25 protein-coding genes are annotated in these 23656 nt (G+C 70.8%); 11 read left to right on the top strand and 14 right to left on the bottom strand.

Annotation, left to right across the window (positions count from 1 at the left end):
• Positions 1-23 precede the first annotated feature (23 nt).
• The 4 genes from AB0F82_RS15805 to AB0F82_RS15790 all read right to left on the bottom strand — a co-directional run bounded on the left by AB0F82_RS15805 (position 24) and on the right by AB0F82_RS15790 (position 3575).
• Positions 24-272, bottom strand: coding sequence for an acyl carrier protein (locus tag AB0F82_RS15805; RefSeq protein WP_356810356.1), 249 nt, complete (start codon positions 270-272; stop codon positions 24-26).
• Between the two features lie 54 nt (positions 273-326).
• Positions 327-1331 carry a ketoacyl-ACP synthase III gene (locus AB0F82_RS15800; protein WP_356810355.1) on the bottom strand — a complete coding sequence of 335 codons (1005 nt, stop codon included), beginning with the start codon at positions 1329-1331 and terminating at the stop codon, positions 327-329.
• Positions 1332-1350: 19 nt separating this feature from the next.
• Entirely contained in the window at positions 1351-2268 is a 918-nt protein-coding gene (locus AB0F82_RS15795; protein WP_362627566.1) for an ACP S-malonyltransferase, read from the bottom strand.
• A gap of 89 nt (positions 2269-2357) precedes the next feature.
• The gene (locus tag AB0F82_RS15790) at positions 2358-3575 is read right to left on the bottom strand and encodes a PucR family transcriptional regulator (RefSeq protein WP_351000247.1); all 1218 of its coding nucleotides are present in this window, start codon (positions 3573-3575) and stop codon (positions 2358-2360) included.
• An 81-nt stretch (positions 3576-3656) separates the two neighbouring features.
• On the opposite strand from AB0F82_RS15790, the gene AB0F82_RS15785 reads away from it, so the two are divergent.
• Positions 3657-4313, top strand: a complete 657-nt coding sequence (locus tag AB0F82_RS15785; protein ID WP_362627563.1) for a pirin family protein — start codon at positions 3657-3659, stop codon at positions 4311-4313.
• Between the two features lie 7 nt (positions 4314-4320).
• On the opposite strand, the gene AB0F82_RS15780 is transcribed toward AB0F82_RS15785, so the two are convergent.
• Positions 4321-5139 (bottom strand): serine hydrolase domain-containing protein, encoded by an 819-nt coding sequence (locus AB0F82_RS15780; protein WP_362627705.1) that lies wholly within the window; start codon positions 5137-5139, stop codon positions 4321-4323.
• A gap of 78 nt (positions 5140-5217) precedes the next feature.
• On the opposite strand from AB0F82_RS15780, the gene AB0F82_RS15775 reads away from it, so the two are divergent.
• Complete coding sequence (locus AB0F82_RS15775) at positions 5218-5601, top strand: MerR family transcriptional regulator (RefSeq protein ID WP_356810352.1); 384 nt, start codon at positions 5218-5220, stop codon at positions 5599-5601.
• Positions 5602-5626: 25 nt separating this feature from the next.
• Positions 5627-6649, top strand: a complete 1023-nt coding sequence (locus AB0F82_RS15770) for an aldo/keto reductase (RefSeq protein ID WP_362627560.1) — start codon at positions 5627-5629, stop codon at positions 6647-6649.
• Positions 6650-6661: 12 nt separating this feature from the next.
• Here the strand turns inward: AB0F82_RS15770 and AB0F82_RS15765 are convergent, their stop codons facing one another.
• The 6 genes from AB0F82_RS15765 to AB0F82_RS15740 form a co-directional block, all read right to left on the bottom strand.
• Positions 6662-7576: an ABC transporter permease subunit gene (locus tag AB0F82_RS15765; RefSeq protein WP_362627557.1), complete on the bottom strand. Its 915-nt coding sequence runs from the start codon at positions 7574-7576 to the stop codon at positions 6662-6664.
• The gene (locus AB0F82_RS15760; protein ID WP_362627554.1) at positions 7573-8460 is read right to left on the bottom strand and encodes an ABC transporter ATP-binding protein; all 888 of its coding nucleotides are present in this window, start codon (positions 8458-8460) and stop codon (positions 7573-7575) included. Before AB0F82_RS15760 ends, AB0F82_RS15765 begins: the two co-directional genes overlap by 4 nt.
• Complete coding sequence (locus AB0F82_RS15755) at positions 8457-8843, bottom strand: GntR family transcriptional regulator (RefSeq protein WP_362627551.1); 387 nt, start codon at positions 8841-8843, stop codon at positions 8457-8459. Before AB0F82_RS15755 ends, AB0F82_RS15760 begins: the two co-directional genes overlap by 4 nt.
• Positions 8844-8941: 98 nt before the next feature.
• A complete protein-coding gene (locus AB0F82_RS15750; protein WP_362627548.1) occupies positions 8942-9784 on the bottom strand; it encodes a DUF4429 domain-containing protein in 843 nt (280 codons plus the stop codon).
• Between the two features lie 75 nt (positions 9785-9859).
• Positions 9860-10999, bottom strand: coding sequence for an alpha/beta hydrolase (locus AB0F82_RS15745; protein ID WP_362627702.1), 1140 nt, complete (start codon positions 10997-10999; stop codon positions 9860-9862).
• Positions 11000-11236: 237 nt separating this feature from the next.
• On the bottom strand, positions 11237-11893 hold the full coding sequence (locus AB0F82_RS15740; protein WP_362627545.1) for a TetR/AcrR family transcriptional regulator: 657 nt from the start codon (positions 11891-11893) through the stop codon (positions 11237-11239).
• Between the two features lie 380 nt (positions 11894-12273).
• Here AB0F82_RS15740 and AB0F82_RS15735 point away from each other — a divergent pair, with 380 nt between their 5' ends.
• The gene (locus AB0F82_RS15735) at positions 12274-12669 is read left to right on the top strand and encodes a peptidase inhibitor family I36 protein (protein WP_362627542.1); all 396 of its coding nucleotides are present in this window, start codon (positions 12274-12276) and stop codon (positions 12667-12669) included.
• Here AB0F82_RS15735 and AB0F82_RS15730 read toward each other — a convergent pair.
• Positions 12650-13516, bottom strand: coding sequence for a potassium channel family protein (locus AB0F82_RS15730; RefSeq protein ID WP_362627539.1), 867 nt, complete (start codon positions 13514-13516; stop codon positions 12650-12652). The two genes, AB0F82_RS15735 and AB0F82_RS15730, sit on opposite strands and share 20 nt — an antisense overlap.
• Positions 13517-13682: 166 nt before the next feature.
• The gene (aceE, locus tag AB0F82_RS15725) at positions 13683-16415 is read right to left on the bottom strand and encodes a pyruvate dehydrogenase (acetyl-transferring), homodimeric type (protein ID WP_356810346.1); all 2733 of its coding nucleotides are present in this window, start codon (positions 16413-16415) and stop codon (positions 13683-13685) included.
• A 461-nt stretch (positions 16416-16876) separates the two neighbouring features.
• On the opposite strand from aceE, the gene AB0F82_RS15720 reads away from it, so the two are divergent.
• The 6 genes from AB0F82_RS15720 (at position 16877) to AB0F82_RS15695 (ending at position 21403) form a co-directional block, all read left to right on the top strand.
• A complete protein-coding gene (locus tag AB0F82_RS15720; protein WP_030819485.1) occupies positions 16877-17305 on the top strand; it encodes a DUF3052 domain-containing protein in 429 nt (142 codons plus the stop codon).
• A 188-nt stretch (positions 17306-17493) separates the two neighbouring features.
• Positions 17494-17952: a peroxiredoxin gene (locus tag AB0F82_RS15715; protein ID WP_030819487.1), complete on the top strand. Its 459-nt coding sequence runs from the start codon at positions 17494-17496 to the stop codon at positions 17950-17952.
• Positions 17953-18091: 139 nt separating this feature from the next.
• Complete coding sequence (locus tag AB0F82_RS15710) at positions 18092-18667, top strand: TerD family protein (RefSeq protein ID WP_030657021.1); 576 nt, start codon at positions 18092-18094, stop codon at positions 18665-18667.
• 149 nt (positions 18668-18816) lie between these two features.
• Positions 18817-19392 carry a TerD family protein gene (locus AB0F82_RS15705; RefSeq protein WP_030657020.1) on the top strand — a complete coding sequence of 192 codons (576 nt, stop codon included), beginning with the start codon at positions 18817-18819 and terminating at the stop codon, positions 19390-19392.
• Positions 19393-19426: 34 nt separating this feature from the next.
• Entirely contained in the window at positions 19427-20539 is a 1113-nt protein-coding gene (locus AB0F82_RS15700) for a DUF475 domain-containing protein (RefSeq protein WP_362627699.1), read from the top strand.
• Between the two features lie 123 nt (positions 20540-20662).
• A complete protein-coding gene (locus AB0F82_RS15695; RefSeq protein ID WP_362627534.1) occupies positions 20663-21403 on the top strand; it encodes a TerD family protein in 741 nt (246 codons plus the stop codon).
• Between the two features lie 73 nt (positions 21404-21476).
• On the opposite strand, the gene AB0F82_RS15690 is transcribed toward AB0F82_RS15695, so the two are convergent.
• Entirely contained in the window at positions 21477-22250 is a 774-nt protein-coding gene (locus AB0F82_RS15690) for a TerD family protein (RefSeq protein ID WP_362627531.1), read from the bottom strand.
• A 194-nt stretch (positions 22251-22444) separates the two neighbouring features.
• Between AB0F82_RS15690 and AB0F82_RS15685 the strand changes: the two genes are divergently transcribed.
• A complete protein-coding gene (locus AB0F82_RS15685) occupies positions 22445-23632 on the top strand; it encodes an HpcH/HpaI aldolase/citrate lyase family protein (RefSeq protein WP_356810342.1) in 1188 nt (395 codons plus the stop codon).
• Positions 23633-23656 lie beyond the last annotated feature (24 nt).

Here is a 23656-nt window from a genome sequence, read left to right as displayed (position 1 = left end):
GTGGCGACAAACGCTCGTCAGGCTCAGGCCTGGTTCTTCAGGATGTAGTCCGCGGCGTCGCCGACCGTCTTGAGGTTCTTGACGTCCTCGTCCGGGATCTTGACGTCGAAGCGCTCTTCGGCGGCGACGACGACCTCGACCATGGACAGGGAGTCGACGTCCAGGTCGTCGGTGAAGGACTTGTCGATCTCGACGTCCTCGACCGGGATGCCCGCGATCTCGTTGACGATCTCGGCGAGGCCCTCGACGATCTCTTCCTGCGTGGCGGCCATGTGGCGCTCCTTCTCTGGTAACTGGGTAGGAAGACCGGGATGTGGATCCCGGCCCTAGGGGAGGGTAACGACCGTGGCGGCGTAGACGAGCCCCGCCCCGAAGCCGATGACGAGCGCGGTGTCGCCGCTCTTCGCCGCTCCGGTCGCCAGGAGCCGCTCCATGGCGAGCGGGATCGAGGCGGCCGACGTGTTGCCGGTGGTTTCCACGTCGCGGGCGACCGTGACGTGCTCCGGCAGCTTCAGAGTCTTCACCATCGAGTCGATGATCCGCATGTTCGCCTGGTGCGGGATGAAGACGTCCAGGTCCGACGCGGTGATCCCGGCGGCGTCGAGCGCCTGCTGGGCCACCTTGGCCATCTCGAAGACGGCCCAGCGGAAGACCGCCTGACCCTCCTGCGTGATGGCCGGGAACTTCTCTCCGGCGTCCTTGCCGAGGTACTCGTCCCACGGCACGGTCTGCTTGATCGTGTCGGACTTGTCGCCCTCCGAACCCCACACCGTGGGGCCGATGGCAGGCTCGTCCGAGGGGCCGACGACCACGGCGCCGGCGCCGTCGCCGAACAGGAAGGCCGTCGCGCGGTCCTCCAGGTCCGTGAGGTCCGAGAGCCGTTCCACGCCGATGACGAGGACGTACTGCGCGGAACCCTCCACCACCATGCCCTTGGCGAGCGTCAGGCCGTAGCCGAAACCGGCACAGCCCGCGGAGATGTCGAAGGCGGCGGGCTTGACGGCGCCGATCCGGTGCGCGATCTCGGTCGCGACGGCCGGGGTCTGCTTGAAGTGCGAGACCGTGGAGACGATCACCGCACCGATCTGCTCGGGGGCGACACCGGCGTCGGCCAGCGCCTTGCCCGAGGCCTCCACCGACATCGCGGCGACGGTCTCCTGGGGCGAGGCCCAGTGCCGGGTCGCGATGCCGGAGCGGGAGCGGATCCACTCGTCGGACGAGTCGATGGTCTCGAGGATGACCTCGTTGGGCACCACACGGGTCGGGCGGTAACCGCCGACACCGAGGATGCGGGCGTAGGGGGAGCCCTTGGCCGGCTTGATCTTGGACATGCTGTGTGGGCTCCTTCTCTCAGGCCGTCAGTTCGGCGACCAGCGCCGCGGCCTTCTCGAGATCGTCCGGGGTCTTCAGCGCCACGCTCGGTACGCCCTTCAGCGCGCGCTTGGCCAGACCCGTCAGGGTGCCACCGGGAGACAGCTCGATGATCCCCGTGACGCCCAGCTCGGCGAACGTCTCCATGCACAGGTCCCAGCGGACCGGGTTCGCGACCTGGCCGACCAGGCGGGCGACGACGTCGGCGCCCGTGGTGATGACGAGGCCGTCCTTGTTCGAGACGTACTTCAAGGCGGGGTCGGCCGGGGAGAGGGCCTCGGCGGCCTTCGCCAGCTCGGCGACCGCGGGGGCCATGTGGTGCGTGTGGAAGGCGCCCGCGACCTTGAGGGGAACGACCTTCATGGAACCCTCGGGCTTGTCGGCCTGCAGGGCTTCGATCTGCTCCATCGTGCCGGCGGCGACGATCTGGCCCGCGCCGTTGATGTTGGCCGGGGTCAGGCCGAGGTTCTCCAGGTGCGCGACGACGACGGCGGGGTCGCCGCCGAGTACCGCGGCCATGCCCGTCTCGGTGACGGCGGCGGCCTCCGCCATGCCCAGCCCGCGGGTCCGGACGAACGACAGCGCGTCCTCCTCGGGCAGCACGCCGGCGATGGCCGCGGCGGTGATCTCACCGACACTGTGGCCCGCGACGGCGCCGAAGGCCGAGGTGGAACCCAGCGCGGAGGCGGACAGTAGGCCGGCGGCGACCAGCAGGGGCTGGGCGACCGCGGTGTCGCGGATCTCCTCGGCGTCGGCCGTCGTGCCGTAGCGCGCGAGGTCCAGCTTGATGGCGTCCGACCAGGCGGCGACGCGGTCAGCGGCACCGGGGAGGTCGAGCCAGGGAGTCAAGAAGCCGGGCGTCTGAGCGCCTTGGCCGGGAGCGACGAGTACGAGCACCCTCACACTCTCTCTTGTGGATGGTCCCTGCCGCCCGTGGGGACAGGGACCAAGAACCGTCGGGGTAATTGTTGATGTCCCACAAAATCTTAGGACTGGGTATCGCCGTCAGCCAGACGCCCCAGAATCAGGGCGATCCGCAGCGTGAACGCCGACCGGACATCCGACGGCGACCAGCCGGTGACGTCGGTCACACGTCGTAGCCGGTAGCGCACCGTATTGGGGTGCACGAACAGCATCCGAGCAGCCCCTTCGAGGCTGCTCGCCTGCTCCAGATAGACGCTCAACGTCTCCAGCAGTGCCGACCCCGCCTCCTCAAGCGGTCTGTAGATCTCCTCCACCAGCTGTTCCCTGGCAGCCGGATCGGAGGCGATCGCGCGTTCCGGCAGGAGATCATCCGCCAGGACCGGCCGCGGCGCGTCCTGCCACGCCGTACAGGCCTTCAGTCCGGCCGCCGCGGCCTGCGCCGACTTCGTCGCGTTCAGCAGGTCGGGCACCACCGGGCCGGCCACCACCGGGCCCGCCGCGAACGGCCCGATCAGGGACTTGGCCACCTGCATCGGGTTGTCGCTGCCGCCCGCGATGACGACCAGGCGGTCCCCGAGCACACCCGTGAGGACCTGGAGCTTGTGGTGCCGGGCCGCGCGCCGGATCGCCTCGACCGTCAGCTCGCTGTCGCCCTCCGGGGCGGTGCCGAGCACCACGCACACGTGCTCCGGGGAGTTCCAGCCCAGCGCCGCCGCCCTCGACAGCGCGCCCTCGTCGGCCTCGCCGGACAGCACCGCGTTGACGACCAGGGACTCCAGCCGCGCGTCCCACGCCCCGCGCGCCTCGGCGGCCTGCGCGTACACCTGGGCGGTCGCGAAGGCGATCTCCCGCGCGTACACCAGCAGCGCCTCGCGCAGGATCGACTCGTCGCCGGGGGCCGCCACCTCCTCGATCGCGGTCTCCATGACCTCGATCGTGGTGCGGACCATCTCGACGGTCTGACGCAGTGTGATCGCCCGGGTCAGCTCGCGCGGAGCCGTGCCGAAGACGTCGGTGGAGATCGCCTGAGGAGTCTCCGGATGCCGGAACCACTCGGTGAACGCGGCGATACCGGCCTGCGCGACCAGGCCGATCCACGAGCGGTTCTCGGGTGGCATCGCCCGGTACCACGGCAGGGTCTCGTCCATGCGCGCGATCGCGTTGGCGGCGAGCCGGCCGGAGGACTTCTCCAGGCGGCGCAGCGTCGCGGCGTGCGGATGGGCGGGAGCGGGATGCGCGGCGTGTGTGGCGGGCGAATGCTCACGTTCGGGTTGAGGCACGGGACAAGACTGCCTTATCGGGAAGGCTGCGCCGAGTCCGGTCCCGCGCCGGGCCCCAGTCCGGCCGCTACGGTGGCCCTCATGATTGATGTACGCCGCGGCGCCGACCGGTACGAGGGAGGGGACCCGGCGGCCGGGATCACCACCCGCCACGCCTTCTCCTTCGGGTCCTTCTACGACCCGGACAACCTGCGCTTCGGCCCCGTCCTGGCTTGCAACGAGGAGACCCTCGCGGCCGGCGCCGGCTTCGACGAGCACCCGCACAGCCACACCGAGATCGTGACTTGGGTGATCGACGGCGAACTCACCCACCAGGACAGCACCGGCGAGAAGAGCACCGTCCTGCCCGGTGACGTCCAGCGGCTCAGCGCCGGATCCGGGGCACGCCACGTCGAGCGCAACGACGGCGACCGGCCGCTGCGCTTCGTCCAGATGTGGCTCTCGCCGCTCGCCGCGGGCGGCGACCCCTCGTACGAGGTGCTGCGCGGCGTCCCCGACGGCACGCCCTACGAGGTCCCCGCAGCCGGCGCCGCCCTGCACGTACGGCGTCCCGGCGCGGGCGAGCGGGTCGCCGTACCGGCCGCCGAGCGGGTGTACCTGCACGTCGTGCGCGGGGACCTGCGCCTGGACGGCGCGGAGCTGGGACCCGGGGACTCGGCGCGGATCACCGCCGAGAAAGGGCTGGAGATCATCGCCGGGTCCCCGGGGGAGCTGCTGATCTGGGAACTGCCGGCCTAGGGGAAACCTAGAGGGAGCGGAGTTCGGCCAGGACCGCGTCGGTGAACGGCGTCCAGGCCTCGACCGCCCACGGGCCGAAGGGCCGGTCCGTGAGCGCCACGCACGCGGCGCGCGCGTCCGGGTCCACCCACAGGAAGGTGCCGGCCTGCCCGAAGTGGCCGAACGTGCGGGGCGAGGACGTGCTGCCGGTCCAGTGCGGGGACTTGCGGTCGCGGATCTCCAGGCCGAGGCCCCAGTCGTTGGGGGACTGGCTGCCGTACCCCGGCAGGACGCCTTTGAGCCCGGGGTGGACGACGGAGGTCGCCTCGGCGACCGTACGGACGTCGAGCAGCCGGGGCGCCTGCAGTTCCGCGGCGAAGCGCAGCAGGTCGGCGACGGTGGAGACGCCGTCCTTGGCGGGCGAGCCGTCCAGCGTGGTCGACGCCATGCCCAGCGGCTCGAAGACGGCCTGGTGCACGTACTCGGCGAAGGGGATGCCGGTGGCCTTGGCGATGTGGTCGCCGAGCACCTCGAAACCGGCGTTCGAGTACAGCCGGCGCGTGCCGGGCGCGGCCATCGCGCGGTGCTCGTCGAAGGCCAGGCCGCTGGTGTGCGCCAGCAGGTGACGGACCGTCGACCCCTCCGGTCCGGCCGGCTCGTCCAACTCGATCGCGCCTTCCTCGTGGGCGACGAGGGCGGCGTACGCGGCGAGCGGCTTGGTGACCGACGCCAGCGCGAAGCGGTGGTCGACGGGCCCGTGCGAGCCGGCGAGGCTCCCGTCCGCACGTACGACGGCCGCCGCGGCGGTGTCCACCGGCCAGGTCTCGATGATCCGCAGGCTTTCCATGCCGTTGACGGCCTCCTTGCTGTCCATGCGGCCGAGCCTACTTGCTTGGAGTGCACTCAAGGGTTTTAGCGTGGGGCCATGAGCCAGAGCCTGAGCCTGACGCAGACGCGGTACACGATCAGCGAGGTGGCGGCCCGGACCGGTCTGAGCCAGCACACCCTGCGCTGGTACGAGCGGATCGGGCTGATGCCGCACGTGGACCGCTCCCACTCGGGCCAGCGCCGCTTCACCGACCAGGACCTCGACTGGCTGGGCTTCGTGGGCAAGCTGCGTGCCACGGGGATGTCGGTGGCGGACATGGTCCGGTACGCCGAACTGGTCCGCGAGGGCGAGCACACCCGCGGGGAACGCCGTGAGCTGCTGGAACGGACGCGGCGCGAGGTGCGGGCGCGGATCACGGAGCTGACGGACGCACTGGCCGTACTTGACTACAAGATCGACATGTATGCGGGCACACGATGAAGACGGTTTCGCGGAGGGGACAGCGATGACGGATTACGGCAACACCCTGGACCGGGCCGAGCTCGGCAAGGGCGGCCCGAGGGTCGGCGTCCAGGGTTTGGGCTGCATGGGCATGAGCGAGTTCTACGGCGACACCGACGAGGCAGCCGCCCGGGAGACCCTGGAGGCGGCGCTGGCCGCCGGGGTCACCCTCTTCGACACGGCCGACGTCTACGGCCGCGGCCGCAACGAGGAGTTCCTCGCCCCGTTCGTGGCGGCGCACCGGGACGAGATCACCCTGGCGACGAAGTTCGCCATAGAGCGCACCGACGACCCCGCCCACCGGGGCATCCGCAACGACCGCGCGTACGTCCGCGGTGCCGTCGAGGGCAGTCTGCGCCGGCTCGGCGTGGACGTCATCGACCTGTACTACATGCACCGGCGCGACCCGGCCGTGCCGCTCGCCGAGTCGGTGGGCGCCATGGCGGAGCTGGTGCGGGAGGGCAAGGTGCGCCACCTCGGGCTGAGCGAGGTCACCGGAGCGGAGCTGCGCGAGGCGCACGCCGTGCACCCGATCGCGGCGCTCCAGTCGGAGTGGTCGCTGTTCAGCCGGGACGTGGAGCGCAGCGCGGTGGCCGCGGCGGCGGAACTGGGCGTGGCCTTCGTGCCGTACTCCCCGCTCGGCCGGGGCTTCCTGACCGGGTCCTTCGCGGACGCGTCCGCGGAGCTGTCGGAGAGCGACTTCCGGCGCCACCAGCCGCGCTTCACCGGCGACAACGCAAAGACGAACGCGGCACTGCTGGCCCCGGTCCGGGAGATCGCGCGGGAGCTCGGGGCGAGCCCCGCGCAGATCGCCCTGGCCTGGGTCCAGCAGCGCGCGGCGGTGCACGGGCTGACCGTGGTCCCGATCCCGGGCACCCGCCGGGCGGAGCGGCTGCGCGAGAACATCGCGGCGACCCGGATCGCCCTGACGCCCGCGCAGCTGGCCCTGCTGGAGCCGATCGCCGCGCAGGTCGCCGGCGACCGCTACCCGGACATGACCTTCACCTCGGCGGCGCGGGAGGCGTAGAGGCGGGCCGCGTCATGGGTGCCGGGCCCGCAGTACCGCGAAGGCACCCCAGAGGGCGAGGGCGGCCAGGACCAGGACCGCGGCCGTCTCGATGGACTGGGTCGGCCAGTAGTGGCTGACCGGGTGGTATTCGACGTACCACCCGGTCACGTTCAGGTCGGCGGGGCACTGGTTCAGGCTGTGGGTGTGCCGGAAGCAGGCCCACTCGGGCAGCCGTCCGCCCGAGGCCGTGGTGAGTCCGAGGTCCATCATGAAGGCGTCCTTCGGCAGCTTCGGGGTTCCGGAGCCCAGGGGCGCGGTGATGGTCTGCACGGGCAGGAAGGACCATCGCAGGGCGCCCAGCACCAGCATCACCAGGCCGGTGACGAGGCCGGTGGCGGCCATGGCGGGGAGGGTGCGCCGCACGAGCTGGCCCACGAGGGCTCCGGTGGCCACGCCCAGCAGGCAGTACGCCACCACCACCGTGCCGGTCGACTCGTACGGTCCCCGGTCCGGCCAGCTGAACCGGTACGTGCCGCCGAGCGGGATCAGGCCGAGGCGGTACACCCCGACCAGCCCGGCCGAGCAGGCCGTGGTGGCCGCCGCAGCGACCGTGATCTTCGAGGCGAGCCAGGCCCTGGGCGTCGACGACTGGGTCAGGGCGAGGCGGTAGGTGCCGCTCTCCAGTTCGCGGGCCACCATCGGACCGGCGACGAAGGCCCCCGCCAGCAGCGGCAGGAGCAGCATGGCGGTGCCGGCGGCATCCATCGCGGACCGCAGCGGGCCGTCCGGGTCGGCCGGGTACAGGTCGGCGGCGTTCTGTGCCCACCACCGCAGCGCGACGACGCCGGCCAGGCTCGCGGCGACGACGGCGGGCAGCGCCCACAGCGTGCGGCGGTGCTGGCGGACGGTGACCCAGCGCGGGCCCTTCAAGGTCAGCATGCTCATGCCCGCACCGCCTCGGCGGCGCGGGGGCCGATGGCGAGGGCCGGGGCGTCGGGGGAGCGCAGATGGGCGAGCAGGAGTTCCTCCAGTGACGGGTGGGTCGTCTGCCAGGTGTCGGTGGCGAGCGGGCCGTTCGGCCTCGCGAGCGCCGTGAGCAGGCGGCCGGTCGTCCGTGACTCGACGACGGTATGAGAGGCCAGGTCGGCGAGGGCCGCCGCCGGTCCGGTGATCAGCCGGTGTGCCGCGACGATGTCGTCGACGGGGCCGGACAGGCGGACGCGACCGCCGTCGACGAGCAGCAGGTGGTCGCAGGCGCCCTCCAGCTCGGCGACGATGTGCGAGGACATCACCACGGACGTGCCGTTCTCCGCGGCGTCGGCCATCAGCGCGCCCATGAGCCGGTGCCGGGCCAGCGGGTCGAGGTCGGCCATCGGCTCGTCCAGCAGGAGCAGGCGGGGGCGCTTGCCGAGGGCGAGGGCCAGGGCGACCCGGGTGCGCTGGCCGCCCGAGAGCGACCGGATCCTGGCGCCGGCGTCGAGCCCGCCCTCCCCGACGATCCGCGCTGCGCTCTTCGTGTCCCAGCGGCCCGGGTTGAGCTCGCGTCCCATGCGCAGGGTCTCGTCGACGGTCAGCTGCGGGTAGAGGGGCTTGTCCTGGCCCACGTACGCCGTCTCCTCGCGCGGCGGCGCGCTGATGGTGCCCTCGGTCGGCCGGAGCAGTCCCGCAGCGAGCGCCAGCAGGGTCGACTTGCCCGCGCCGTTGGGGCCGACGAGCGCGCAGACGCGGTGGGCCGGCAGCCCGAAGGAGCAGTCGCGCAGGGCCCAGCCGCGCCGCCGTGAGTAGCGCACGCCCAGCCCCGTCGCCTCAATCACCGGATCGTCCGTCATCTGTCGTCCCCCTTGAAGTGTTGGTCCAGTACTGCGGTGAAGAGTGCGGCCACGTCGTCCCGCTCCATCCCCGTGGCGCTCGCGCGCCGTGCCCAGTCGGCCAGTTCTTCTCGCAGGGGCGAGTCGGCCGGGGCGCCCCCCAGGGACCTGCGCACGAAGGTGCCCATGCCCCGGCGTGCTTCCACGAGGCCCTCGCGCTCCAGCTCCCGGTAGGCCTTGAGCACCGTGTTCGGGTTGATGGCCGTCGCCTCGACGACTTCGCGCGCGGTGGGCAGCTTGTCGCCCGGTTCCAGCAGTCCCAGGCGCAGGGCCTGTTTCGTCTGGTGGACGATCTGCAGGTAGGTGGCCATGCCGCTGCGCCGGTCGATGCGGTATTCCAGCACGTGCAGCCCCCTTTCACTAGTTAAGTAGTGAAAGGGTGCTGCACGCCGCGTCACATGTCAACGGGCGCCTTTGTCGGGCGGGTTGGGGACCGGGCCGTCTAGCGGGACTCGGCGGTGAAACGGTCCCGCAGGGCGGCGTACTCGCCGTCGGTCAGCAGGCCGGCCGAGTAGAGCTCGCTCAGGTGCCGCAGCCGCTCGTCGCCGGAGCGGCCCCGTGCGGCGGCGACCGGGGTGCGGCTGCGCGTGGCGGCGAGGACGGCCGCGGCGAACGGCAGCGACTCGTGGACCGCCCCGTAGCCGACGCTGAAGACGGCCGTCGCGAGATCGTGGTCCGGGCGGGGGTCGGGCGGGGTCTGCTGGGGTTCCCGCAGCAGCAGGCGCAGGTGACCGCCGGTTCCGCCGGGGGAGCGCCACTCGACGCCGGTGAGCTCGGCCAGCGGGTACTGCTGGTCGCCCGCCTTCCACTTCGTGCCGGTGGCACCGGTGCGTGACCAGTGGAAGCCGACCGACGAGCCGTCGAAGCCCACCCGTGCGTCGTACGCCTTCAGCTGGAGCGGCGGCTGCGGGACGTCGACCAGGAAGCGCGGGGCGGGCTCGGCGGCGTCGGACCCGAGCCGGGAGCGCAGGGCGGCGGCGAACGCGGCGGCCGACGTCGCCCGCTCGCCCGGCAGCACCATCCGGTACGGGTCGCAGGCGTCCTTCAGCTGTCCGGCGGCGGCCTCCATCAGCGGGTCGGCGCCCGGCCGCGGCACGGCACGCAGGACCACCGTGTCCCGCCTTCCGGCGGTCACGGTCACAGCGGACACCGCTTCCAGGGGGATCCGGCGCGAACCCAGCGCTTGCCACAGTCTTGGCGTTCGCATCCCCCGAGCGAAGCGGATGAGCACCGAGTCCGAGTCGAACTCCCAGACGGCATGGTTTCCGGCCAGTACGTCACCCATGCGCCACATGGTAGAGGGCTCCGCCCCCGCGCGTCCCCCTCGAAGCGGGAGCCGTTTTCCGCGCCTCTACGCGCGTCAGTCCCGCTCTGTCCCGGAAATTCCCTGCCGGCACGTGTCGTCGCCGGTCGCGCACACAACGGAAGCGAACGCCCCGGTTCCGATCTTGGCGAAGTTGGCCACCGAGTCCGTACCTGGCGCGAAATAGCCGGTGTGGCTCTTGGCCCTGGCCGAGGACAGCAGCCGCGCGCCGAAGTCCGGGGACACCGGATCGGCGCCGTGGCCCAGCCCGCCGACCTCCAGGTGCGGCACGTCCGCGATCCAGTCGCCCTCGTCCCGCGTCGCCCAGACCCGTGCCGAGGTGCGCAGACCCGCGACGTTCTCCGCCCGCATGCCGGGGCTGCCCGCCACCACCACGTCCGTCACCCGGTTCGGCAGCTCGTGCGCGGCCACCCCGCACACCACCGACCCGTAGCTGTGGCAGAACAGCGCCACGCTCGAATTCCCGGGGAGGGAGACCGTCAGCGCCTTCAGCCGGACGGCGCCGTCGAAGGCCATCCGGCCCGTGGCGGCGTCCATGCCGACCCCGGTGGGGGCGGTGTAGTCGGCCCAGGCGATGACCGCCGTCCGGCTGTTCGGCGCGGCCGCCCGCTCGGCCGTGTGCAGCGCCTCGGCCATGCCGACCGGGGAGGTCAGCCGGCGCTGGGTGCGCTCGAAGGTGAGGAGGTCGGTGTCCACGCCGGGAACGATCACCGAGACCCGCTCGGCGCCGGCGAGGTCGCCGAAGACCTCGGCCACCCGACCGCCGCCGGTGGGGTCGAACGCGAGGATCTGCCGCCCCGGTTCGGCCAGCGAGGCGAAGCGGTGGGAGCGCCGGGTGGCCTCGGCCCGGTCGGCCGGGGTCAGCGCGACGTCGCGACTGCGGGCGTCCTCCACCAGGCGGGCCTTCTCCAGGCCGTGTCGGTTGGCCCGGTAGCGGGTGGCGATCGGCGCCCCGTCGAGGTTGCCCACGACGAGCGGGTAGCCGTCGGCGAGTCGGGCCCGCTGCGCGCCGTCGAGGCCGGCGAAGAAACGCGCCACCGTGCGCACGGGGGCGTCCGCCGGCGGCACCGGACGGCCGTCCAAGCGGGCCTTGGACCAGGCGTCGAGGGCCGCGGCCCGCAGCGGCGGGCCGCCCTTCGGCCGGTGCACGGCCGTCCAGCCGGTGGTCGCCAGCATGATGAAGACGACCGCCAGCGCGAGCAGGGCGCGCAGGGCGGCCGGGCGCGGGTCGGCGCCTGGAACGGTGGTGTGGGCGAGGCCGGGCAGATTCACTGGGATCAGCGTAGGAGACCGATTCCGGGCGCGCCGCGCCGGGTGACGGGGTTCACGCCCGACCGTGGGACCCCGGGCGGGGCGAACGGGCGGCCGCCAGGGCCTGGGCGAAAGATCCGGAATGCGCGTTTCGGGAGTGGCTCAGTGCCAGCGCCCCGCCAGAGCTGGGCCGATGCCGTCGAGGTAAGTGTCCGTCAGCCGGCGGATCGCCTCCACGCTGGTGTCGTCGCCCCGTCCCCAGAGCCGCCCCGTGACCCTCATCACGCCGAAGAACGCGGCGACCGCCACCCGGGGCCGCGGGTCGGCGTCCACGTCCAGGCCCTCGCGGGCGGCGATCAGCCGGGAGATCCGCTCCTCCAGGCACGTGGAACGCCGCAGGTGTACGGCGAGCAGGGCCGGCGTGGACTCGATCAGCCGGTAGCTGCGCATGTAGAGGTCGACCGGGACCACCTCGCGGAGGGCGTCGTCGACGGTGTCCCACACCGCGAGCACGGCGCCCCGCATCGCTTCCAGGGGCCCCTCGGCCGCCGGCCGGGCCTGCAGTTCGGCGACGAAATGCGATTCCACCAGGTCCTGGACGGCGAAGACGACCTCTTCCTTGTTGGCGAAGTAGCGGAAGAAGGTGCGCTGCGACACCGCCACGGCCGCCGTGATCTCGTCGACGGTGGTGCGCTCGTACCCCTGGGAGACGAAGAGCGCGAGCGAGGCGCGCAGCAGCGCGCTCCGCGTGCGCAGCTTCTTGCGTTCGCGCAGTCCGCCCACCGGCGCCGCCGGCGCCGTCCGCTTGTCGATCGTCACCGCCGGGCTCCTTCCTGACGCCGGGTGGGCGGTCAGATTACCCGTGCCCGACGGCGCCGCGGCCGATCCGTTGAGCCGTTTTGCGAACGGCCGGCAGGCACGGCCGCACGCGAACGGCGGGTCGCGCATGACACGTTCGGGTCGGCCACGGGGAGCGCCCGCAGCTCCAAGGGGGCGGGCGCGGGCTTCCGAGCAGGCCCCGGACGGGTCAACTCCGCACGGGGCGAAAGGCCCGCCGGACGGTTCCACCGGGACTGTCGCCTATCAGGGTGGACCCTCCCCGGGCCCCTTCCCCTCAACCGTCACCGCAGGTCAGCGTGGTGTCGGCGGAGCACCGGAAGCGGTCCGGGCGCCCGCCGTCCACAAGGAGTTGACCCGTCATGCGTACGTGTGGAACCACGCGCGTCACCACCACCCTCGCCGCGACCGCCCTGGCCCTCACCGCCCTCATCCCGAGCACCGCCGCCACGGCGCACGCCGCGGGCCCGCCGGGCCTCGGGGCCTGCGCGAGCGGACAGCTGTGCCTGTGGGCGAAACCGGACTTCAAGGGCACCCGGCAGACCCACGAGCTGAGCACCCTGGACATCAACAGCTGCACCGCCCTGCCCGCCGGCACCAGCGCCCAGTCGCTGGTCAACCGCACCGGGCGCCCGGTCACCACGTACCAGTCGGCGGAATGCGCGGAGACCGGCGAGTTCCAGACCTATCCGGGCGACGGGGTCTGGCTGCCCCAGTCCCCTTACCAGGTACGGGCCTTCAAGGTGTGGGAGAGGTAGTCCCACGCTGCGCGGCGAGGTCGCCCGGCCCGGCGGCGGCCGCCGGGGCGGTGGTCACCTGGGCGATGACTGCCGGGGCGGTGGTCACCTGGGCGATGGCTGCCGGGGCGGTGGCCGTTTCCGCGGCGCCGCCCAGGCGGGCGACCTCGCCGCGCAGCGCCCGTACCTCCGCCTGGAGCTCCCGGATCGCGGCGAGCTGGAGCCGCTCCGCCTGGTCGTCGCGTTCGAAGCGGGAGATGAACCACGCGGCGATGTTGGCGGTCACCACACCGAGCAGCGCGATCCCGGACAGCATCAGCCCGACCGCCAGGACACGGCCGAGGCCGGTGGTGGGCGAGTGGTCGCCGTAGCCGACCGTCGTCATCGTGGTGAAGGACCACCACACGGCGTCGCCCAGGTTCTTGATGTTCCCCTCGGGGGCGTCCCGCTCCACGCTCAGCACGGCCAGCGAGCCGAACATCAGCAGTCCGACGACCGCCCCGGCCACGTACGTCGTCAACTGGATCTGCGGGGCCATCCGGGCCCGCCGGCCCACCAGCATCAAAGTGGCGACGAGCCGCAGCAGCCGCAGCGGCTGCACCAGCGGCAGCACCACGGCCGCCAGGTCCAGCCAGTGGGTCCGCACGAACCGCCGCCGGTCCGCCGAGAGGGCCAGCCGCACCAGGTAGTCGACGGCGAAGGCGCCCCACACCACCCACTCCACGGAGGTGCAGGCGCCGTGCACCCGCGCGCTCGCGTCCGGAGCGACGATGGGCACGGCGTACGCCACTGCGAAGGCCACGGCGAGGACGAGCAGCGGGGTCTGGGTCCGCCGCTCCCACAGCAGCTGGCGGGATGGTTCCTTCATGCGCAGCATCGTAAGCAACGCATAAAAGGGCGCGGGCCCCGGCCGGAGCCGGGACCCGCGCCCAGCACCGCTCACGCGGCGTCCAGCCGTCGGCAGAGGGCGGGCGGGGTGAGGCCCGGGCTCGACCGGCCCGCGCCCACCCCGTCCGTCGGGCCCCCGGCAGGGGTCAGGCGTCGCCGCCGGCCGCGCCCGGGTCCGCCGCCGCCACGTCCAGCAGCCGGTACTTGTCGACGGCCTGCTTCAGCGCCGAGCGGTCCACCTTCCCCGCCTTGGCCAGCTCGGTCAGCGTCGCCAGTACCACCGACTGGGCGTCGATGTGGAAGAAGCGCCGGGCCGCACCGCGCGTGTCCGCGAAGCCGAAGCCGTCCGCGCCCAGCGAGGTGTACGCGCCGGGCACCCACCGCGAGATCTGGTCCGGAACGGAGCGCATCCAGTCCGAGACCGCCACGAACGGCCCCTCCGCACCCGACAGCTTCCGCGTCACGTACGGGACCTGCTGCTCCTCCTCCGGGTGGAGCAGGTTGTGCTCCTCCACCTCGACGGCCTCGCGCCGCAGCTCGTTCCACGAGGTCGCCGACCAGACGTCCGCCCTGACGTTCCACTCCTCGGCGAGGATCCGCTGCGCCTCCAGCGCCCACGGCACGGCCACACCGGACGCCATCAGCTGGGCCGGGATGGAGCCCGACGCGCCCTGGGAGACCCGGTGGATGCCCTTGAGGATGCCGTCCACGTCGACGTCCGCCGGCTCCGCCGGGTGCTGGATCGGCTCGTTGTAGACGGTCAGGTAGTAGAAGACGTCCTCGGCCTCGGGACCGTACATCCGGCGCAGGCCGTCCTGGACGATGTGCGCGATCTCGTACCCGTAGGCCGGGTCGTAGGCCACACAGCCCGGGTTCGTCGAGGCCAGCAGCTGGGAGTGACCGTCCGCGTGCTGCAGGCCCTCACCCGTGAGGGTGGTCCGTCCCGCGGTGGCACCCAGTACGAAACCGCGCGCCAGCTGGTCGGCCATCTGCCAGAACTGGTCACCGGTGCGCTGGAAACCGAACATCGAGTAGAAGACGTAGACCGGGATCAGCGGCTCGCCGTGCGTCGCGTACGCCGAGCCCGCGGCGATCAGCGAGGCCGTGCAGCCCGCCTCGGAGATGCCGTCGTGCAGCATCTGGCCGGTCGGGGACTCCTTGTACGCGAGCAGCAGGTCGCGGTCAACCGCCTCGTACTGCTGCCCCAGCGGGTTGTAGATCTTGGCGCTCGGGAAGAAGGCGTCCATACCGAAGGTCCGGTACTCGTCGGGCGCGATCAGCACGAAGCGCTTGCCGATCTCCTTGTCCCGCATCAGGTCCTTCAGGATGCGGACGAAGGCCATCGTGGTGGCGATCGACTGGTGGCCCGAGCCCTTCTTCGCGGCCGCGTAGGTCTTCTCGTCCGGCAGCTGCAGCGGCTTGGCGCGCACCACGCGGGTCGGTACGTAGCCGCCGTGCGCACTGCGCTGGTCGTGCATGTACTGGATCTCGGGCGAATTGCGGCCCGGGTGGTAGTACGGCGGCGCGCCGCTCTCCAGCTGCGCGTCCGTGATCGGGATGTGCAGGCGGTCACGGAAGCGCTTGAGGTCGTCGACCGTCAGCTTCTTCATCTGGTGCGTGGCGTTGCGGCCCTCGAAGTTCGGGCCGAGCGTCCAGCCCTTCACCGTCTGCGCCAGGATCACCGTCGGCTGGCCCTTGTGCGCCTTGGCCGCCGCGTACGCCGCGTACACCTTCTTGTGGTCGTGACCGCCGCGGCCCAGGTGCTGGATCTGGTAGTCGGTCATGTTCTCGACCATCGCGCGAAGCCGCTGGTCACCGCCGAAGAAGTGCTCACGGATGTACGCGCCCGACTCGGTGGCGTACGTCTGGAACTGCCCGTCGGGCGTGGAGTTCATCTTGTTGACCAGGATGCCGTCGCGGTCCTGCGCCAGCAGCGGGTCCCAGGAGCGGTCCCAGATCAGCTTGATCACGTTCCAGCCGGCGCCCCGGAACTGCGACTCCAGCTCCTGGATGATCTTGCCGTTGCCGCGCACCGGGCCGTCGAGGCGCTGCAGGTTGCAGTTCACGACAAAGGTCAGGTTGTCCAGACCCTCGCGGGCGGCGATCGACAGCTGCCCGAGCGACTCAGGCTCGTCCATCTCGCCGTCGCCCAGATACGCCCAAACGTGGGACTTGGAGGTGTCCGCGATCCCGCGCGCCTCCATGTACCGGTTCATCCGCGCCTGGTAGATCGCCCCGAGCGGGCCGAGGCCCATCGAGACGGTCGGGAACTCCCAGAAGTCCGGCATCAGCCGCGGGTGCGGGTAGCTGGAGAGGCCGTACGGGGCCTTCGACTTCTCCTGGCGGAACGCGTCGAGCTGCTGCTCGGTGAGCCGGTCCAGGAGGTAGGCGCGGGCGTAGATACCGGGGGAGGCGTGGCCCTGGAAGAAGATCTGGTCGCCGCCGTCGCCCTCGTCCTTGCCCCGGAAGAAGTGGTTGAAGCCCACGTCGTAGAGGGATGCGGACGAGGCGAACGTGGCGATGTGGCCGCCGACGCCGATCCCGGGACGCTGGGCGCGCGAGACCATGACGGCCGCGTTCCACCGGGTGGCGTTGAGGACCTTGCGCTCGATCTCCTCGTTGCCGGGGAAGAACGGCTCGTCCTTGGTTGCGATCGTGTTGACGTAGTCCGTGCTGCGCATCTCGGGCACGGCCACGCGCTTCTCGCGCGCCCGCTCGATCAGGCGCAGCATGAGGTAGCGGGCCCGCTCACGGCCCCGCTCGTCGACCGCTGCGTCCAGGGAGTCGAGCCACTCCTGCGTCTCCTCCGGATCGAAGTCCGGGACCTGACTCGGCAGGCCGCCAATGATGATCGGATTGCGATCGGATGCGGAAGCCACGCTGTTCCTTCGCTGTCGGGGGAGTCGTGCCTTGTGTTCGCCGCCTCCCATGGTCTTACGCTCGGCCGTAATCGTCATCCGTACCACTGGGTAATCCCTGCGATCGGCGGGGACACCCGGCAGGTGCGGCCGGGTCCGGTTCCGCGGTGCGGGGTGGCGGGTGCGACCAAATCGCAACCTTACGCCCAAGCCGGTCAGCGGCCCCGGGAGGCCGTTCGTCCCTCAAACAGGTAGGAAAGTCCTCATGCGATGCGAATGAGCTGGAATGGTGTGGGATGAATCACCAGAGGTGCACACGGGCACCCTGAAAGTTGCGGCGAGACGGCCGCAATCGTCACCGTTTCGACGGTCTCGGCGGCCGGGTACTTGCGCGATCCGCCGCGCCCGTGTGGACTACGCCCAATGCTGCGCGTACGCGCGCCGCCGAAGAACATTCACCGAACATGAGCAGGAGGCACCCCGTGAGCGCGACCGCGGACCACGCGGAGAGCCTGGCCGCCCGGCTGGGTTTCCAGTCCGAACAGGTGGTCCAGGAGATCGGCTACGACGACGACGTCGATCAGGAATTCCGTGACCTCGTCGAGGAGCACGTCGGCGAACTCGTCGATGAGGACTACGACGACGTCGCCGACGCGGTGCTGCTGTGGTTCCGCGAGGACGACGGCGATCTGACGGACGCGCTGGTCGATGCCACCGAGCTGGTCGAGGACGGCGCACTGATCCTGCTGCTGACCCCCAAGACGGGCCGTGACGGCTACGTCGAGGCCAGCGACATCAGCGAGGCGGCCGAGACGGCCGGTCTCTCGCAGACCAGGAGCGTCAGCGTCGGCAAGGAATGGGCCGCCACCAAGCTGGTGACGCCCAAGACCGCCGCCAAGTCCAAGCGCTGAGCCGCGCCCGCTGCCGAGCGGACACGCTTCCACACCCCGTCGACCAGGTAGAGCCCGGTTGGCGGGGTGTGCGCGTTTCACGGCCCGGGCACGCTGGGACGGATCCGGGGGCCGGGCAGAACACCCCATAGGCTTTGACTCACCCGAACAGCCCAACGCAGGGATGCGGGAACGAAGGGATGCGAGAGATGGCCATCGAGGTCGGCGACAAGGCCCCGGACTTCGAGCTCAAGGACAACCACGGCGCCACCGTGCGGCTCTCCGACTTCCGGGGGGAGAAGGCCGTGGTGCTGCTCTTCTACCCGTTCGCCTTCACCGGTGTGTGCACCGGTGAGCTGTGCGAACTGCGCGACCAGCTCCCGCGCTTCCAGAACGACGATGTCCAGCTCCTCGCCGTCTCCAACGACTCCGTGCCGACCCTGCGGGTCTTCGGGGAGCAGGAGGGCCTGGAGTACCCGCTGCTGTCGGACTTCTGGCCGCACGGCGAGACCTCCCGCGCGTACGGCGTATTCGACGAGGACAAGGGCTGCGCGGTCCGCGGCACCTTCATCATCGACAAGGACGGCGTGGTGCGCTGGACCGTCGTCAACGGACTGCCGGACGCGCGTGACCTGAACGAGTACATCAAGGCGCTCGACAGCCTCTGAGCGCCTCTGCGCGGGCCGTTACGCGCAGTTCCCTGCGAAAACCGCTTACAGGCGGGAACCCGTCACTAGGATCGAAACGTTGATCCGGTAGCAACCGCACGACGGGGCACCGCCCCACACAGAACCCAATGGAGGACCCGTGGGAGTCAGCCTCAGCAAGGGCGGCAACGTCTCGCTGACCAAGGCCGCGCCTAACCTGACGGCGGTCATCGTCGGTCTGGGCTGGGACGCTCGCACCACCACCGGTGTCGACTTCGACCTCGATGCCAGCGCGATCCTGACCAACGACCAGGGCAAGGTCGCCAGCGACGCGAACTTCGTCTTCTTCAACAACCTGAAGAGCCCCGACGGCTCGGTCGAGCACACCGGTGACAACACCACCGGTGAGGGCGAGGGCGACGACGAAGCGATCAAGGTCAACCTCGCCGGCGTCCCGGGCGACGTCGCCAAGATCGTCTTCCCGGTCTCGATCTACGAGGCCGAGACCCGCCAGCAGAGCTTCGGCCAGGTCCGCAACGCCTACATCCGCGTGGTGAACCAGGCCGACAACACCGAGCTCGCCCGCTACGACCTCTCCGAGGACGCGTCGACCGAGACCGCCATGGTCTTCGGCGAGCTCTACCGCAACGGTGCGGAGTGGAAGTTCCGTGCCATCGGCCAGGGCTACGCCTCGGGCCTGCGCGGTATCGCGCAGGACTTCGGCGTCAACGTCTGAGTCTGAGAGCAGCATCCGTCCGGCGCCGTGCACTGTGTGTACGGCGCCGGACCTGCTTCGTACGCTCCGGCACCCCACCGCTTGACCGCTCGACCGCTCGACCGCTCGACCGTCACATCGCCACACCGTCGTCCGGGGAGGACCACAACATGGGCGTCACACTCGCCAAGGGGGGCAATGTCTCCCTGTCCAAGGCCGCACCGAACCTCACCAGGGTTCTGATCGGTCTCGGATGGGACGCGCGCTCGACCACGGGAGCCGACTTCGACCTCGACGCCAGCGCGCTGCTCTGCAACGGCGGCCGGGTGCTGGGGGACGACTACTTCGTCTTCTACAACAACCTGACGAGCCCCGACGGCTCCGTCGAACACACGGGGGACAACCTCACCGGCGAGGGCGACGGCGACGACGAGTCGATCATCATCGACCTCACCCGGGTGCCGGCGAATGTGGACAAGATCGTCTTTCCGGTCTCCATCCACGAGGCGGACACCCGCCGGCAGAGCTTCGGCCAGGTCAGCAACGCCTTCATCCGCGTCGTCAACCAGGCCGACGGCCAGGAACTGGCCCGCTACGACCTCTCCGAGGACGCTTCCAGCGAGACCGCGATGATCTTCGGCGAGGTCTACCGGTACGGGGGCGAATGGAAGTTCAGGGCGGTGGGGCAGGGGTACGCGTCAGGGCTCCGGGGCATCGCTCTAGACTTCGGGGTCAACGTTTCGTAAAGCCGTACACAGACGCATGGGGTGCCAGGTGCCAGTGGTTCTGAAAACCTTCGGCTGGTCGTTCGCCATCACGGCGCTCGGCCTTGCCTTTGCCGCGTGGCAGTGGGGGTGGGAGGCGTTCGGGGTCGTGCTGATCCTGTCGGTCCTCGAAATCTCGCTGTCGTTCGACAACGCGGTCGTCAATGCCGGAATCCTGAAGAAGATGAATGCCTTCTGGCAGAAGATCTTCCTGACCGTCGGCATCCTGATCGCCGTCTTCGGAATGCGGCTGGTCTTCCCGGTGGCGATCGTCGCCATCAGTGCGAAGGTCGGCCCCATTGAAGCCATCGAACTGGCCCTGGACCAGCCCGAGCAGTACGAGGCCCTGGTCACCGACGCCCACCCGGCCATCGCCGCCTTCGGCGGAATGTTCCTGCTGATGATCTTCCTCGACTTCATCTTCGAGGAGCGTGACCACAAGTGGCTCACGTGGCTGGAGCGCCCGCTCGCCAAGCTCGGCAAGGTCGACATGCTGTCGGTCTGCATCGCCCTGATCGCGCTGCTGGTCTCTGCCATGACCTTCGCGCTCAACGCCCACACCAGCACCGGACACCAGGACAAGTCCGCCACCGTGCTGCTCGCCGGCGTCGCCGGCCTGATCACCTACCTCGTCGTCGGCGGTCTGTCCTCGTACTTCGAGGACAAGCTGGAGGAGGAAGAGGAGCGCGAGCACGAGGAGGAGGAGAAGGCCAAGGCCGCGGGCAAGCCCGTCTCCGCCGTCGGCCTCGCCGGCAAGGCCGCGTTCTTCCTCTTCCTCTACCTGGAAGTCCTCGACGCCTCCTTCTCCTTCGACGGGGTCATCGGCGCCTTCGCCATCACCAACCACATCTTCTGGATGGCGCTCGGCCTCGGTATCGGAGCGATGTACGTCCGTTCGCTCACGGTCTACCTGGTCCGCCAGGGCACCCTGGACGACTACGTCTACCTGGAGCACGGCGCGCACTACGCGATCGGCGCGCTCGCGGTCATCCTGCTGGTCACCATCCAGCACGAGATCAGCGAGATCATCACCGGCCTCATCGGCGTGGTGCTGATCGCCGCCTCCTTCTGGTCCTCGGTGCGCCGCAACAAGCGCCTGGAACTGGAGGGTTCCACCGCCGAGGCATGACCGCGGCGTTAATGCGGAACGCTCCAATGCGGGGCGGTCCACCGGGTTCACGGACCCGGCGGGCCGCCCCGTTTCCGTAGGCTTCGCGGGGACCAGGGGACCAGGGGATCAGGGGGGTAGGGGATGGGCTTCTTCGACGGCATCATGGGCAGCCGTGCCGTGCAGTTCCAGTCGGGCAGTGCCTCGTCGAACGCGATCGAGCTGACCAAACGCCAATCGACGGTGTCGCTCACCAGGCAGGGCGCCGTCCACGGCAACCTGCGCGTCAATCTGTCCTGGCGCATGCGCACCTCGGACATCGGCGGCCGCTCGGGCCAGAGCGGCCAGCTCTTGCGCCACCCGTTCAAGCTGTTCAAGCCGGACATGGTGCAGGCGCACACGCAGGGCATGGTCAACGTCGACCTCGACATGGGCTGCCTGTACGAGCTGACCGACGGCACCCGCGGCGCCGTCCAGCCGCTGGGCAATCTGCTGGGCGACCTCAACGACCCGCCGTTCGTCAAGCTCAGCGGTGACGACCGGTTCGGATCGGGCTCGGGGGAGACCCTCTACATCAACCTCGACCACGCCGACGAGATCAAGCGGCTGCTGGTCTTCGTCTACATCTACGACCAGACCCCGGCCTTCGACCGGACGCACGCCATGGTGACGCTCTTCCCCGTGACGGGCCCGCGGATCGAGATCCCGCTGGACGAGCGGCACCCGCAGGCCCGCTCCTGCGCCGTCGTCTCCCTGGAGAAGGCCAAGGGCGAGCTCGTCGTCAGGCGCGAGGTGAAGTTCGTGTACGGGTTCCAGTCCGAACTGGACCGGCTGTACGGCTGGGGGCTCCAGTGGGGGCGGGGCTACAAGAGCACCAAGAGGTGACCGCAGGAGCCCCCGGAACGCTTGCGCGCCCGGGCCCGCGCCCGGGGCACGTGCCCGTGCCCCGCCCGCGTCCTCAACGCCGGATGAATTGGGGTCCCTGCACCGGCAGCCGGAAGGACGGGTCGCCGCCCGGACCGGGCACCGGAGCCGGGGACACCGGCTGCGGGTACCCGTAGGCGGGCTGGGCGGTCGGCGGAGCCTGCGTCGGCGGGGCCATCGCGGTGGTCTGCTCCGAAGCCGGCCCCCCCGAGGAGGCAGCGGGGCCGGAGGCGGCGCCCGTGCCCGCGTCGGGCTCGGCGGCGTTCTCGTCGACCGAGATCCCGTGGTCGGTCGCCAGGCCCACCAGGCCGTCGGAGTAGCCCTCGCCGAGCGCCCGGAACTTCCATCCGTCGCCCCGGCGGTACAGCTCGCCGCAGATCAGCGCCGTCTCCGCACCGGTTTCCGGCCGTACGTCGAAGTGGGCCAGCGGCTCGGCGCCACCGGTCGCGGTGGCGTCGTACAGGAGGATCCGCAGGTCGCGGACCCGCTGGAAGGGGACGTCCTCGGCGGAGGCGACCACCAGGATCCGGTCCACGGCCGGGGTGACCGCCCGCAGGTCCGCCTGGACGGCGTCGGTGATCGCGTCGCCGACCTGCTTCTTGCCGAGGCGCCACACGGCGCCCGAGGGGTGCCGGGGCTGGTTGTAGAAGACGAAGTCCTCGTCCGAACGCACCCGGCCGTCCGGGCCCACCAGCAGCGCCGAGGCGTCCACGTCCGGCACCTCGGGGCCGCCGGTCCAGCGCAACACCGCCCGGACCGCCACGGGGGCCACCGGGATGTTCGAGCCCTTCTGCATCGCGTGCGTCATGCACGTCATCCTGCCCTCCCGGGGTGGAGCGGGACAATGCGGCCCCCCGTAGGGTCTTGTACCGATCGCGAGAGCTGGGCATGGTGCAAGAGGGTTACCTGAACTTCATGTGCTTGAGGAACTCTTGACTCACGTTCGTACGTACTATTACCGGCCATGCCAGTTGGGCCGCCGAGGCAGTACGGGGGAAGCACATGCGTCACTTTGGGCACGTATCGCCCACGATCCGTAAGGACCTCTTCCACCAGGAACCGGCGGAATTCACCGGGGCCTCGCCCGCCCGCGTCCTCGCGGCGGCCCTCGGGGCCACCCTCTACAGCCCGGCCACCCGCCCCGCGCTGGCCGCGGACATCCGCAAGCAGGCCGGCCGCGGAGTCGTCTCCATGGTCCTCTGCCTGGAGGATTCCATCAGCGACTCCGACGTCGTCGGAGCCGAGGAGAACCTCGTCCGCCAGTTCGCCGACCTCGACGGCGACAGCGCCGGCGGTGCGGCGGACGGTGCGGGGCTCCCGATGCTCTTCATCCGCGTCCGCACGCCCGAGCAGATCCCGGACCTGGCGCGCCGCCTCGGCCGCTCGGTGCGACACCTGGCCGGATTCGTACTCCCGAAGTTCGACGAGCGGCGCGGCATCCCCTTCCTCGAAGCCGTCGCCGACGCGGAAGCCGCGAGCGGCCGGGCCCGGCTGTATGCCATGCCCGTCCTGGAGACGCCGGAGCTCCTCCACCTCGAAACCCGCGTCGAAGCCCTCGCCGGCATCTCCCGCACGGTCAACAGCCACCGCGAGCGCGTCCTGGCGCTGCGCCTCGGCGTGACCGACTTCTGCTCCGCCTACGGGCTGCGCCGCACCCCCGACATGACCGCCTACGACGTAAAGATCGTGGCCGGCGTCATCGCGGACGTCGTCAACGTCCTCAGCAGGGCCGACGGCACCGGCTTCACCGTGACCGGCCCCGTCTGGGAGTACTTCCGCAGCCAGCAGCGCCTCTTCAAGCCCCAACTGCGCCGCAGCCCCTTCCTGGAGGAGGGCGTCGAGGAGCTGCGCACCGCGCTGATCGAGCACGACCTGGACGGACTGCTGCGCGAGATCGAACTCGACCGGGCCAACGGGCTGCTCGGCAAGACCTGCATCCACCCCGCCCACGTCACGCCCGTGCATGCCCTGTCGGTGGTCTCCCACGAGGAGTTCTGCGACGCTCAGGACATCCTGCGGCCCGAGCGCGGCGGCGGCGGAGTGATGCGTTCCGCTTATACGAACAAAATGAACGAGGTGAAGCCCCACCGGGCCTGGGCCGAGCGCACCATGCTGCGCGCCGAGGTCTTCGGTGTGGCGAAGGAGCAGGTCGGCTTCGTCGACCTGCTCACGGCCGGGCTCCAGGTGTGAGGGGGCCGGTGCCGAAGCGGACGA

The organism is Streptomyces virginiae (assembly GCF_040638905.1).
Lineage (GTDB): Bacteria > Actinomycetota > Actinomycetes > Streptomycetales > Streptomycetaceae > Streptomyces > Streptomyces virginiae_B.
Note: the sequence above shows the minus strand (reverse complement) of the source record. Positions and strands in the feature narration are given on the sequence as shown.